The following is a 12,000-nucleotide window of genomic DNA, read 5'->3' as shown; positions in this document are numbered from 1 at the left end:
CCGGCCTTCACCGACGGCGATGGGGAAGCTGGCTCGCGATCCTGATCGGCGGGCTCGTCGCGTTGATCGGACTGGTGCTGCTGGTCGGCGGTGCCTGGCTCGCGGCGCTCGGCGGCTCGCTCTACTACCTTCTGACCGGCATCGCCATGCTGGTGGCGGGTGTGCTGCTGGCGCGCGGACGCATGGTCGGCGGCTGGGTCTATCTCGCGATCGTGCTGCTCAGCATGGTCTGGGCATGGTGGGAGGTCGGCGCCAACGCCTGGGCGCAGGTACCCCGCGTGATCGCGCCGGTCGTGCTGCTGCTCGGCGTGATCCTCGCGATGGCGACGCTGAGCCGGCGCGAGAATCGCTGGCGACTGGCGCTGATCGGCGTGGTCGCGGCGCTGCTGGTCACCACGGTCGATTTCTGGGTGGCCGCCGCCAACCAGCCCAACCCGGTCCTCGCGGCGCTTCCCGCCGCCGGAACGCGCGGCATGGCCGATCCCTCGGGCCAGAATGTCGGCGCCGACTGGCCGGCCTATGGCGGCACGGTGAGCGCCAGGCGCTATTCGCCGCTCACCCAGATCAATGCCGAAAATGTCGGCAAGCTCCGGCGCGCCTGGACGATCCACACCGGCGATCTCCCGTCCTCGCCGCAGATCCGGGGCACCTATGGCGCCGAGAACACGCCGCTCAAGATCGGCGACAGCCTCTATCTCTGCACCCCCAAGAACATCCTGATCGCGCTCGATCCGGCGACCGGCAAGCAGCGCTGGCGCTACGATCCCAAGGTTCCCGACACCGCCATCCCCTATACCGCAGCGTGCCGTGGCGTCGTCCACTACGCCGTGCCCGGCATGGCCGCCGACCAGCCTTGCGCGACGCGGATCATCGAAGGCACCCTCGACGCCCGGCTGATCGCCGTCGATGCGCACTCGGGCCGACCCTGCGCCGATTTCGGCGCCAACGGCCAGGTCGATGCCAAGATCGGTATGGGCAAGGTTCCCGCCGGCTTCGTCTCGATCAACTCGCCACCCACGCTGGTGCGCGGGATCCTCGTCACCGGGCATCAGGTGCTCGACGGGCAGGACCGCTGGGCGCCTTCCGGGGTGATCCAGGGGTTCGACGCACGCACCGGCCAGCTGCGCTGGGCGTGGGACATGATGCACCCGGCATGGAACGGCGCCCCGCCGGCGGGACAGGAATGGGCGCGCGGCACCCCGAACATGTGGACGCTGGCGAGCGGCGACGAGCAGCTCGGCCTCGTCTATCTGCCGATGGGCAATGCCGCGGCGGACTATTATTCGTCGCTGCGTCGACCCGAGGAGAATATGTTCGCGACCTCGCTGGTCGCGCTCGACGTCACTACCGGCAAGCCGCGCTGGCGCTTCCAGGCGGTCCGCCGCGACGTCTGGGACTATGATTTCGGCGCGCAAGCGACACTGGTCGACTATCAGGGCACGCCCGCGTTGGTGCTGCCCTCGAAGCAGGGCGACATCTATGTGCTCGATCGCCGCACCGGCCGTCCGCTCACTCCGGTCGGCGAGATGCGCGTACCCGGCGGCGGCGTCGAGCCACAGCAGCGCGCACCGACGCAACCGGTGTCGCTCTGGCACACGCTGCGCAAGCCCGATCTCACCGAGCGCGACATGTGGGGCATGTCGCCGATCGATCAGATGGTCTGTCGGATCCAGTATAGGCGGGCGAGCTATCACGGCTTCTTCACGCCCCCCGTCGCGAACGGGCATTCGATCGAATATCCGGGTTATAATGGCGGCACCGATTGGGGCGGGATCGCCGTGGATCCGCAGCGCGGCGTAATCGTCGCCAACTATAACGACATGCCCAATTATGTCCGCCTCGTGCCCCGCGCGGAGGCCGACAAGCTGGGCTGGGCGCCGCGCGATCAGGCGCGCGGCAAGATCGGCGGTGCCGAAGGCGCCGGCGATCCGCAAGCCAACACGCCCTATGCGATCAGCGTCAACGCCGGCTGGCGGATGCCGGTCACCGGCATGCTCTGCAAACAGCCGCCCTATGGCGGGATCCGCGCGATCGACATGGCGACCGGCAAGACGATCTGGGACCGCCCGTTCGGCGAGGCGCGCACCAATGGGCCGTTCGGCATCCCCTCGATGCTGCCGATCACGATCGGCACGCCCAACAATGGCGGCGCGGTAGTGACCGCCAGCGGGCTCGTTTTCATCGCTGCGGCGACCGACAACCTCATCCGCGCGATCGATCTGCGCACCGGCAAGACGCTTTGGAAGGATGTGCTTCCAGGCGGCGGGCAGGCGACTCCGATGACCTATGAGGTGAACGGCAAGCAGTATCTCGTCCTCTATGCCGGCGGCCATCATTTCATGGAGACCCCGGTCAGCGACGAAGTGGTCGCCTATGCGCTGTCCTAGCCGGGGTGCGCCTTCACATAGTCGATGAAGGCGCGCAGCGGCGCGGGGACGAGCCGGCGGCCGGGATAATAGAGGAACGGGCCGGAGAAGCTTTCCCACCAGTCTGGGAGGACGGGGACGAGCGCGCCGCTGTCGAAATGCGGCCGCAGCAGTTCCTCGAACGACGTGACGACTCCGCCGCCCGCGACCGCCGTGGCGATCAGCAAGTCGAACGCCGTGCTGAGGCTGACGATCAAGGGGCCGTTGGGCTCGACGCGCACGGTCTCGCCGTCGCGGGAGAATTCCCAGGCGTGCAGCCCGCGATTGGCGAAGCGCCCGCGCAGGCACTGATGCGCGAGCAGGTCGCGCGGATGCCCAGGCGTTCCCCGGCGCGCGAGATAGTCGGGCGCGGCCCCCGCGGCGAAGCGCTGGACGCGCGGGCCGATCGGCACCGCGATCATGTCCTGCTCGAGCCGCTCGTCATAGCGGATGCCGGCATCGCAACCCGAGGCGAGCAGATCGACGAAGCTGTCCTCGGCGATGATCTCGAGCTGGATCTCGGGATAGGCGGCTAGAAAGCCGGGCAGGATCGCGGGAAGCACCAGCCGCGCGGCGATCACCGGCACGTTGAGCTTGAGCGTGCCCGCCGGCCGATCGCGGAAGATGTTGATCACGTCGAGCGCCGCCTCGACTTCGGACAACGCGGGACCCAGCCGTTCGAGCAGCCTTGTGCCCGCCTCGGTGGGCGCGACGCTGCGCGTGGTGCGGTTGAGCAGGCGCACGCCGAGCCGCGTCTCGAGCCGCCGCACCGCGTCGCTGAGCCCGGAGGCGCTGGCGCCGGTAGCGCGCGCGGCGTCACGGAATCCACTGGCGCGCGCAACTACGACGAAGGCATCGAGGTCGCCGAGATCCATTGTCCGAAAGTCCGTACAGCCTGTGCTGATTGTGCCGGATTATCGCGAGGCGATGCAAGGCCTAGATGGAGCCGGTCTCGATACTGGAGTGCAGGCGATGTCCGATTTTCCGATGACCTGGCGACTGGGCGACCGCAGCGTGAACCGTGTCGGCTACGGCGCGATGCAGCTTGCCGGTCCGGGTGTGTTCGGCCCACCCAGGGATCGCGATGAGGCGATCGCGGTGCTGCGCGAGGCGGTCGCCTCGGGCGTCGATCACATCGACACCTGCGATTATTACGGTCCGCACGTCACCAACCAGATCCTCCGCGAGGCGCTGCATCCTTATCCCGACGGCCTCGTGCTGGTGACCAAGGTCGGTGCGCGGCGTGGCGAGGATGGCGCGTGGCTGCCGGCATTCAGCCCCGACGAGATCGAAGCCGCAGTCCACGACAATCTGCGCAACCTCGGGCTCGAGACCATCCACGCGGTCAATCTGCGGGTGATGGGCGATGGCGGCCATGGGCTCAGCGAAGGCACGATCGCGCCGCAATTCGAGCGGCTGGCGCGGCTGCGCGGGCAGGGGTTGATCCGCCATCTCGGGATCAGCAACGCCACGGCGACACAGATCGAGGAGGCGCGGGGCATCGCGCCGGTGGTCTGCGTCCAGAACCATTATAACCTCGCGCACCGTGACGATGATGCGCTGATCGATAGCCTCGCCGAGGCGGGGATCGCCTATGTGCCGTTCTTCCCGCTGGGCGGCTTCTCGCCGATCCAGTCGGGCGCGCTCGACAGCGTGGCGGCGGGATTGGGCGCGACGCCGATGCAGGTGGCGCTCGCCTGGCTGCTCCAGCGTTCGCCGAACATTCTGCTGATCCCGGGCACCTCGTCGCGCGCGCACCTTCGCGAGAACCTCGCGGCGCGCGATCTGGTGCTGCCGGCCGAGGCGGTGAAGGCGCTCGACGCGATCGCCGGCTGAACTCAGCGCTCGACCGGTTTCACCTTGGGCGCGCACATCGCCAGCGCGCGGCCGATGATGTGGACCAGTCGCCGCCGGCCCTCGGCGAGCCCTTCGGGGCCGTCGCCGCGATCGAGCGTCTCGAAGTTGAGATAGTCGAGCCCGTGCAGCACCGCATAGTTCGACAGCGAGCGGTCGCTCGCGATCACGCGCTCCTGCACGACGTTGAAGTCCGCTGCGACCATTTCGTCGCGGCAAAAGGCGTCGGAAGGTGCGTCGCCCGAGCGGAAGGTCGCGAAGGCGACGGTGTCGTCGTCGTCCCATGGCCAGGCGCGGTTGAGCGACGGGCTGGGCCGCAGCGTGTCGTCGCAATAGCGGATCGAGATCACTCCGCCGCCGGGCGGATCGGATTTGTTGCAGCGCGATTCGCCGGTGTCGAAACCGCGGCCATTGGTGTGGAGCGCGATGATCGGCATGCCGGGCTTCAGATCGGCGAGGACGTGGCGGGCATAGCCGGGAAGCGCGCTGTCGAAATTGCGGTTGGGATCGACCGGGCGCCCATAGTCGACCGCGCGGTTCATCCGGACGCCGTCATCGGCGATCCCGGCATCGACTGCGATCAGCGTGCCGCCCCAGCGCCGCACGGCTTCGAGGCCGGCTTCGAACCCGGCATTCTCGTTGTCGTGCGGCACGAACCACAGCGGCCCGCGATGGTGGTGCTTGTTGGCGATCCGCCATAGCCGCCACGCCGCGCGCTCTTCGCGAAACTCGACTCGGCTGACCCCGAGGCCCTTCCATTCGGCGGGATCGCGGTGGCGGGCGAAATCGTCGTCCTGCACCGTGAGTGGATCGACGGGCGTCATTTGCGCCTCCGGATCGGTCCCGCTGGCGCGGGCCAGCGCCAGCCAGACGAAACCGGAAAGCGCCGCGCGAATCAACGCGGCTGCACCAGGAACTGCTCGAATTTTCCTGCGGCACCCGGCTCGGCATAGGTGATCGCGACCAGCCGTTTGCCCTGATAGACGATCTCGTAATTGCGGTTGACGAAGCCGCCGCGCAGCCGTGGTTTGCCGAGCGCCGCGAAGCGCACCGGCTCGCCGAGCGGGGCGAGGCTGTCGCGATAGTCCGCGCTCGCCTGGGGCGTGAAATAGTAATTGGCGTCTTCGGTGAGCAGCGCGCGGTCGAGCGTACCGCTACGCAGCTGATCGAACAGTTTACGCGCGAGCGCGTCGCGCGCCTGGTCGATCGTCTGCGCCGGCTGCGTCGTCATGGGCGGATAGAAGATCTCGGTGATCCCCTGCGTGATCTCGCCCGGGGCGCCGCCGAAATCGGCATTGACCAGCGCGACCACCGCGAAGCGCTTCTCGGGAAGCACGACGTTCTCCGAGAGGAAGCCGACCGCCTCGCCGCCATGTTCGACCATAGGGGTGCCGTCATGCTGGCCGAGCGAGACGCCGAGGCCGTAACGGGTGCCGCTGCCGTCGGCGAGCTTCACTTCGGTCTCCTGCGCCGCCCAATCCTCGGGGCTGAGGATCTTGCGGTCGATCCGGGCGATGTCCCATTTGGCGAGATCGCCAGCCGACATCGCCAGTTCGCCCGCCGCCCAGAGCCAGCCATGCGCGGCGGGCTTCGCCGGACGGACCGGGCCCAGTGCGAAGCGGTGCGTCCCCTGCGGGAAGCCCGGTCCCACAGCATAGTCCTGGTCCATCGCCTGCATGCCGAGCGGCTTGAGGATCTTCTTCTGGAGATAGTCGAGCAGCTTCATGCCCGACGCCTTCTCGATGATCATGCCGGCTACGACATAGCCGGTGTTCGAGTATTGCCATGCGGTGCCGGGCTCGAAATCGAGCGGCTTCTTTGCCCATCGATCGAGGATCTGCTGCGGGGTGACCGGCTTCTCCATCGCGGCGAAGTCGTAATCCTGCGGCCAATAATCCTGGATGCCGGCGGTGTGGCTGAGCAGCTGGCGGACGGTGATCCGATCGGCGCCGGTGATGTCCGGCACCCATTTCGACACCTTGTCGTCGAGGCTGAGCTTGCCCTCGTCCTCGAGCAGCAGCAGCGCCGCGGCGGTGAATTGCTTGGAGATCGAGGCGATCTGGTATTTGGCGTCGGCGCTGGTCGCCTTCATCCCCGGGCCCTGATCACCATAGGCCCTGGCGTAGACGATCCTGCCGTCGCGCACGATCGCGATCGAGGCCGATGGCACCTGCGTCGACGCCAGCGCGTCAGCCACGATCGCGTCGACCCTGGTGATCTCGGCCGGGGTGAGCTGTTGCGCAGCGGCGGGCGTGGCGAAGAGAAGAGCGGCGGCGAGCGGCGTGCGAAACATTGGACCTCCGGAAGCGATGGCCGAGCTTAGGCCAGCGCTTCGTCGGCGTCATCCCGCGAGATGTTTCCGAATCGCGACGGACCGTTGCCCGCCGGATATAGACCTAGGCCGAGACCGGCACCCCGTAGAGGTCGTGCTCGTCGGCGTCCTCGATTGCGACGCGGACGATGTCGCCCTGCTTCAGGTGTCCGGCGTCGCGCAGGAACACCTCGCCGTCGATCTCGGGGGCATCGGCCTGGCTGCGGCCGGTGGCGCCGCCTTCCTCGCCGACCTCGTCGATGATCACGTCGAGCGTGCGGCCGATCCTCGCCTGGAGCTTGGCGGCGGAGATCGCCGCGGTCTTCGCCATGATCCGGGCGTAGCGCTCTTCCTTGACCGCTTCGGGCACCGCGCCGGGCAAGTCGTTGGCGGGGGCGCCCTCGACCGGCTCGAAGCGGAAGGCGCCGACCCGGTCGAGCTGGGCCTCGTCGAGCCAGTCGAGCAGATATTGGAAGTCGGCCTCGGTCTCGCCGGGGAAGCCGACGACGAAGGTCGAGCGGATCGTCAGATCGGGGGCGATCGCGCGCCAGTTGCGCAGGCGCTCGAGCACCTTGGCCTCGTTGGCCGGGCGCTTCATCGCGCGAAGCACGGTCGGGGACGCGTGCTGGAACGGGATGTCGAGATAAGGGAGGATCAGCCCCTCGGCCATCAGCGGGATGACCTGGTCGACATGCGGATAGGGGTAGACATAGTGGAGCCGCACCCATGGCGCGATCTTGCCGAGCTCGCGGGCGAGGTCGGTCATGTGCGGGATCACTTCCTGACCCTTCCACATCCGCGGCTGCTTGCGGATGTCGACGCCGTAGGCCGAGGTGTCCTGGCTGATGACCAGCAGCTCCTTCGTCCCGGCCTCGACCAGCTTCTCGGCCTCGCGCAGGATCGCATCGGGGCGGCGGCTGACGAGGTCGCCGCGCAGGCTCGGGATGATGCAGAAGGCGCAGCGGTGGTTGCAGCCCTCGGAGATCTTCAGATAGCTGTAGTGGCGCGGGGTCAGCTTGAGCCCGGCATCGGGGACGAGGTTGACGAAGGGCGAGGGCGGCATCGGCGCAGCATCGTGCACCGCGCCGACGACTTCCTCATATTGGTGCGCGCCGGTGACCGCGAGCACATTGGGGAAGCGCGCGCGGATGACCTCGGCTTCCTTGCCCATGCAGCCGGTGACGATGACGCGGCCATTCTCGGCGATCGCCTCGCCGATCGCCTCGAGGCTCTCCTCCTTGGCCGAGTCGAGGAAGCCGCAGGTGTTGACCAGCACGACATCGGCACCCTGATAATCGGGCGACATCGCATAGCCGTCGCTGCGCAGCTTGGTGAGGATGCGTTCGCTGTCGACGAGGTTCTTCGGACAGCCGAGCGACACCATCCCTACGCGGGGGGCCTCGGGGAGTTTGGTTGCCATGATTGGCGGGCGACATAGGCTTTTCTGGCGAAATTGCTAGCCGGGGGTTTCCGGCGTAGCTTCACGTCCCTGAAGAAAAGGGAGGGGACGATGCAAATTCACTGGCTTGCGATTCTGCTGGCGGCGCTCGCCGGCTTCCTTGTCGGCGGGCTCTGGTACGGGCCGTTGTTCGGCAAGGCGTGGATGAAGGCGCGGGGGATCACCCCGGAGAGCGCGGCGCAGGCGAACATGCCGCTGATCTTCGGCGCCACCTTCGTGCTCAACCTGATCGCCGCGTTCATGCTCGACCACCTCTATGCGACCTATGACGCGCCGATGGGGCTGCATTATTCGCTGGTGGTCGCGTCGATCATCGGCGTGGGCTTCATCGCCACCTCGATCGGCGTGAACTATCTGTTCTCGCGCCAGCCGCGATCGCTGTTCCTGATCGATGCGGGCTATTGGGTCACCATCTATCTGGTGATGGGCGCGATCTTCGGGCTGATGCGCTAGGCCGCCGCGGCGATCGGGGCGCGGAACAGGAAGAAGGCGCCCGCGGCGATCAGCGCGAACCCGATCAGGTGGTTCAGCGTGATCTTCTGGCCGAGATACCAGGTCGAGAACACCACGAACACGGTGAGGGTGATCACTTCCTGCATCCCCTTCAACTGTGCCGGCGAGTAGACGTCGCTGCCCCAGCGATTGGCTGGGATGACGAGGCAATATTCGAAAAAGGCGATCCCCCAGCTCACGAGGATCACCGCGAGCATCGGCTTGTCCTTGAACTTGAGATGCCCGTACCAGGCGAAGGTCATCAGGATGTTCGAGCCGATCAGCAGCAGGATCGGCAAGGCGCGGGTCAGGAGGATCGGCATCCGGGCGACGAGCACGGCTGCGGCGCGGCGGTCAAGCGCGAAAACGGCGTAGGATTTCCAGACGGGCGTTTTGTAGGGTTTCGCCGGCCTAGAGTCGCAAGAGTCGCGGTAGAACGACTCTCGCGTTGCGCGGGCAGGAAATATTGTTGCGCCGACCTGTAGGAAAAATCGACGGTGTCAAAGAGCGCGGTTGGCAATTGCCCGACCGGCGGGCAGGGGAGCAGGCGAAATCCTAATTTGCAAGGCAGGGGGCGGATGCAATCGACGACATGCGACGAGCTGGTCGCGCAGCTTCGCGCACTCGGGGTACGCGAAGGCGGCGTGCTGCTCGTCCATTCGAGCTACCGCGCGGTGCGCCCGGTCGCGGGGGGTCCGATCGGGCTGATCGCGGCGCTGCGGGAGGCGCTGGGGCCCGAGGGGACGCTGGCGATGCCTTCGGCGACCGGCGAGGACGATCAGCCCTTCGATCCCGCCGCCACGCCCAATCGCGAGGATCTGGGGATTGTCCCCGCGCTGTTCTGGCAGCAGCCGGGCGTGGTGCGCAGCGCGCATTTCGACGCAGTGGCGGCGATCGGCCCCAAGGCCGAATGGATCACCGGCGGGCCGTTCGTGCTGCCGCCGACCGCGCCGGGGAGCGCAATCGACCGGATCCGCGAGGCGGGCGGGCAGATCTTACTGCTCGGCGTCGGCCATGACGCCAATACGATGCTCCACCTCGCCGAGCTGATCGGCGGCGCGCCCTATCGCAGCGACTTCCACTACACCGCTGCCGACGGGACGCGCGTGCACTATGGCGAGAATGACAGCTGCTGCGAGAACTTCGCGCTGGCCGACGACTGGCTGCGCGCCGAGGGGCGCCAGCGCGAGGGGCGGGTGGGGCATGCCGAGGCGCGGCTGATCGAGGCGGCCGACCTTATCCGTGTCGCGGTGGCGCGGATCGCGGCGGATCCGCTGGTCTTTCTCCACGGATCGGCGGAAGGTTGCGAGGAATGTGACGAGGCGCGGGCGAGCATCCGTTGATTGCACGCCTGCTGCAGCGGCCGCGCGGGAAGGGCGCGCAGGGCGGGACTACGCCGTAGACTCATAAAGCTGCCTATCGGCTAACGCCCCGATTGCGGCGGTTCGAATAGCCATAGCGGATCACAAAAGCCGCCGCCGTTCACAGTACCTTAGCGCTTTTCCGGATAGCTCGGCGAACGTGGCGAGCACCGGAACGTTGTCTTTATGGGAATGCTGATCGGGCGTCTCAGGCTGGTCCCGGCGGCAGCTCTGCTGCTGAGCGCTTGCGGCGAGAGGGCCCAGGTGAACTACCGGCTCGACGTGGAAGTTGACGACAACGGCGTCATCAGAACAGGCTCACGCGTTTGGTCTTTCGAGCTGGCTCGGCCGATAGTGCCTCTCGTTTCCAGTTTTTCCCCGCGTTTCAGGGGTGAGGCGGTGCCTGTGGAACTTCCGGGCAGGGGAACCCTGTTCGCGCTGGTCGTGGGGCGCACCGAAAACAATTTGGTATCGCTCGATGCGATGGCGATGCTGCCAGAACGTGTCCTCCAGCCCCAGTGGCCCAATCGGAACCCTGATCGGATTCTTGGTCTCGCTGAAATTGCTACCCGCCGTGGGCAGAGCCGCGTCCTCAACTGCGGTCGTGAGGACGCGCTAGTCTGCCCCTACCTAGTCTCGTTTGCCGATATCAATGACCCCCGAACAGTGGTTCCGCTAGCCCCCGACGACCTCGAGGCACATTTCGGTAAGGGCGTACGGTTGCGGAAAATTTCGGTAACAGTAACCCATCAACCGGTCGAGTTCTCCTCATCAGCCCCTTACCCGGTTTACAGCAACCGGCCCGACTGGGCCGCTTGGGTGAGAGAGTTCCCCTCTTATGACGTTCGGACGATTGGCCCTGAGGCTTTCAGACGGGAACGCTGAATCCGCGCTGCCAAAGCGTTTTGAGGCAGCGGTTAGCGTGGGTAACGAATGTATTCGCTAAGCATCGTTCACGCAGGCTAGCCCCTCAACGAATAGCTATCCGGCCCCTTGGCACGAAAGCCGCAAGCCCGCTTCCCACCCGGTCCCGGACGCTCGGCCCTCGTGCCAAAGCGGTCGTTTATGGGTTCACAGCCTGGTCGGTGACGATCTCGAGGACCGTGTCACCGGCGAGAAGGGCGTGGGTCTCGGGCTCGGCGAAGCTATAGGGCTGGCCGTCGCGATAGATGCGCACGCCGAGGCCGGTGGCGATGGCCGAGAGCGGCTTGCCGATCTCGCCGGGGTGGACCTTGCGTTCCTTGAGCTGCACGCGGCCATGGATCGAGGCGAGGTCCATCAGATAGTCCGAGAGGTGCGTGCCCTGGCACGAACCCGCGAGCAGCAGCCCGGCGAAGCTCACCGGATTGACCACAGTGGTGGCGCCGGCCGCCCGCGCGGGCAACTCATTGTCCTCGTTGCGGACGATCACGCTGATCGGCAGCGCCGGCGCGAGGTGGCGCGCGGTGAGCGTGATCAGGATCGAGGTGTCGTCGCGCCCCGCGCAAACGATCATCGACTCGGCGCTTCCGATCCGCACGTCCTCGAGGATCTGATCGCGCGTCGCATCGGCCTGCAGGACGATGCAGCCGCATTCCTTGGCGCGGGCGAGATTGGCCTCGTTCTGGTCGATCACGACGATCTGGCCGCGATCGGTGCCCCGCGCGATCAGCTCGTCGACTGTCTCCGAGCCGGTGGTGCCATAGCCCGCGACGATGATGTGCCCCGAAAGGGTTCGCTGGATCACTGCCATACGCCATTTGTCCCAGGTTCGCTTGAGCACGAAATTATAGGCGGTGCCGAGGAAGAGCAGCACCACGAAGACGCGGATCGGGGTGACCACGAAGGCGTCGAACATCCGCGCCGAATTGCTCACCGGCACGATGTCGCCATAGCCGGTGGTCGTCACCGAGATCGAGGTGAAATAGAGGATGTCGAGGAAGCTGACATGCCCGTCGGCAGTATCCTTCAGCCCGTCGCGCTCGATCCAGTGGACCCCGACCGCGAGCGCGAGCAGCGCGAGCACCGCGAGGACGCGCCAGCCGATCGAGACCCAGACCGGCAGGCTCGACTTGCGCTTGAGGGTGGCGGGGGGAAGGACGGCCATGCCGCTCTTCTATCCCCTCCCTGAAGAGGAGG

The 12,000-nt window shown here is 66.8% G+C and carries 11 protein-coding genes; 5 read left to right on the top strand and 6 right to left on the bottom strand.

What is annotated here, in order from left to right:
• Positions 1-38: 38 nt before the first annotated feature.
• Entirely contained in the window at positions 39-2,387 is a 2,349-nt protein-coding gene (locus E5A74_RS01995) for a membrane-bound PQQ-dependent dehydrogenase, glucose/quinate/shikimate family (protein WP_240699657.1), read from the top strand.
• On the opposite strand, the gene E5A74_RS01990 is transcribed toward E5A74_RS01995, so the two are convergent.
• Complete coding sequence (locus E5A74_RS01990) at positions 2,384-3,280, bottom strand: LysR family transcriptional regulator (RefSeq protein ID WP_135982314.1); 897 nt, start codon at positions 3,278-3,280, stop codon at positions 2,384-2,386. The two genes, E5A74_RS01995 and E5A74_RS01990, sit on opposite strands and share 4 nt — an antisense overlap.
• A gap of 97 nt (positions 3,281-3,377) precedes the next feature.
• On the opposite strand from E5A74_RS01990, the gene E5A74_RS01985 reads away from it, so the two are divergent.
• Positions 3,378-4,241 carry an aldo/keto reductase family oxidoreductase gene (locus tag E5A74_RS01985; RefSeq protein ID WP_135982313.1) on the top strand — a complete coding sequence of 288 codons (864 nt, stop codon included), beginning with the start codon at positions 3,378-3,380 and terminating at the stop codon, positions 4,239-4,241.
• Between the two features lie 2 nt (positions 4,242-4,243).
• Here E5A74_RS01985 and E5A74_RS01980 read toward each other — a convergent pair whose 3' ends face one another.
• The 3 genes from E5A74_RS01980 to rimO all read right to left on the bottom strand — a co-directional run bounded on the left by E5A74_RS01980 (position 4,244) and on the right by rimO (position 7,990).
• The gene (locus E5A74_RS01980; RefSeq protein ID WP_135982311.1) at positions 4,244-5,083 is read right to left on the bottom strand and encodes a hypothetical protein; all 840 of its coding nucleotides are present in this window, start codon (positions 5,081-5,083) and stop codon (positions 4,244-4,246) included.
• A 71-nt stretch (positions 5,084-5,154) separates the two neighbouring features.
• A complete protein-coding gene (locus tag E5A74_RS01975; RefSeq protein ID WP_135982309.1) occupies positions 5,155-6,552 on the bottom strand; it encodes a serine hydrolase domain-containing protein in 1,398 nt (465 codons plus the stop codon).
• 103 nt (positions 6,553-6,655) lie between these two features.
• On the bottom strand, positions 6,656-7,990 hold the full coding sequence (rimO, locus tag E5A74_RS01970) for a 30S ribosomal protein S12 methylthiotransferase RimO (RefSeq protein ID WP_135982307.1): 1,335 nt from the start codon (positions 7,988-7,990) through the stop codon (positions 6,656-6,658).
• A 90-nt stretch (positions 7,991-8,080) separates the two neighbouring features.
• Between rimO and E5A74_RS01965 the strand changes: the two genes are divergently transcribed.
• Positions 8,081-8,482: a DUF1761 domain-containing protein gene (locus E5A74_RS01965; protein WP_135982305.1), complete on the top strand. Its 402-nt coding sequence runs from the start codon at positions 8,081-8,083 to the stop codon at positions 8,480-8,482.
• Here the strand turns inward: E5A74_RS01965 and E5A74_RS01960 are convergent.
• Positions 8,479-8,844, bottom strand: a complete 366-nt coding sequence (locus tag E5A74_RS01960; protein WP_135982303.1) for a DMT family protein — start codon at positions 8,842-8,844, stop codon at positions 8,479-8,481. The genes E5A74_RS01965 and E5A74_RS01960 overlap by 4 nt on opposite strands.
• Positions 8,845-9,099: 255 nt before the next feature.
• On the opposite strand from E5A74_RS01960, the gene E5A74_RS01955 reads away from it, so the two are divergent.
• Both E5A74_RS01955 and E5A74_RS01950 read left to right on the top strand, forming a co-directional pair.
• Positions 9,100-9,864, top strand: a complete 765-nt coding sequence (locus E5A74_RS01955) for an AAC(3) family N-acetyltransferase (RefSeq protein ID WP_135982301.1) — start codon at positions 9,100-9,102, stop codon at positions 9,862-9,864.
• Positions 9,865-10,146: 282 nt separating this feature from the next.
• Positions 10,147-10,767 (top strand): hypothetical protein, encoded by a 621-nt coding sequence (locus E5A74_RS01950; RefSeq protein WP_168355589.1) that lies wholly within the window; start codon positions 10,147-10,149, stop codon positions 10,765-10,767.
• A 178-nt stretch (positions 10,768-10,945) separates the two neighbouring features.
• Here E5A74_RS01950 and E5A74_RS01945 read toward each other — a convergent pair whose 3' ends face one another.
• Complete coding sequence (locus E5A74_RS01945) at positions 10,946-11,968, bottom strand: potassium channel family protein (protein WP_135982297.1); 1,023 nt, start codon at positions 11,966-11,968, stop codon at positions 10,946-10,948.
• Positions 11,969-12,000 lie beyond the last annotated feature (32 nt).

The sequence above is a fragment of the Sphingomonas naasensis genome, from assembly GCF_004792695.1.
Lineage (GTDB): Bacteria > Pseudomonadota > Alphaproteobacteria > Sphingomonadales > Sphingomonadaceae > Sphingomonas > Sphingomonas naasensis.
This window is presented reverse-complemented; position numbering and strand designations above follow the sequence as displayed.

Coding starts and splice junctions, on each gene's coding strand:
- E5A74_RS01980 (WP_135982311.1), bottom strand. CDS start 5,083: ATGACGCCCGTCGATCCACTCACGGTGCAGGACGACGATTTCGCCCGC.
- E5A74_RS01985 (WP_135982313.1), top strand. CDS start 3,378: ATGTCCGATTTTCCGATGACCTGGCGACTGGGCGACCGCAGCGTGAAC.
- E5A74_RS01945 (WP_135982297.1), bottom strand. CDS start 11,968: ATGGCCGTCCTTCCCCCCGCCACCCTCAAGCGCAAGTCGAGCCTGCCG.
- E5A74_RS01960 (WP_135982303.1), bottom strand. CDS start 8,844: ATGCCGATCCTCCTGACCCGCGCCTTGCCGATCCTGCTGCTGATCGGC.
- E5A74_RS01955 (WP_135982301.1), top strand. CDS start 9,100: ATGCAATCGACGACATGCGACGAGCTGGTCGCGCAGCTTCGCGCACTC.
- rimO (WP_135982307.1), bottom strand. CDS start 7,990: ATGGCAACCAAACTCCCCGAGGCCCCCCGCGTAGGGATGGTGTCGCTC.
- E5A74_RS01990 (WP_135982314.1), bottom strand. CDS start 3,280: ATGGATCTCGGCGACCTCGATGCCTTCGTCGTAGTTGCGCGCGCCAGT.
- E5A74_RS01965 (WP_135982305.1), top strand. CDS start 8,081: ATGCAAATTCACTGGCTTGCGATTCTGCTGGCGGCGCTCGCCGGCTTC.
- E5A74_RS01975 (WP_135982309.1), bottom strand. CDS start 6,552: ATGTTTCGCACGCCGCTCGCCGCCGCTCTTCTCTTCGCCACGCCCGCC.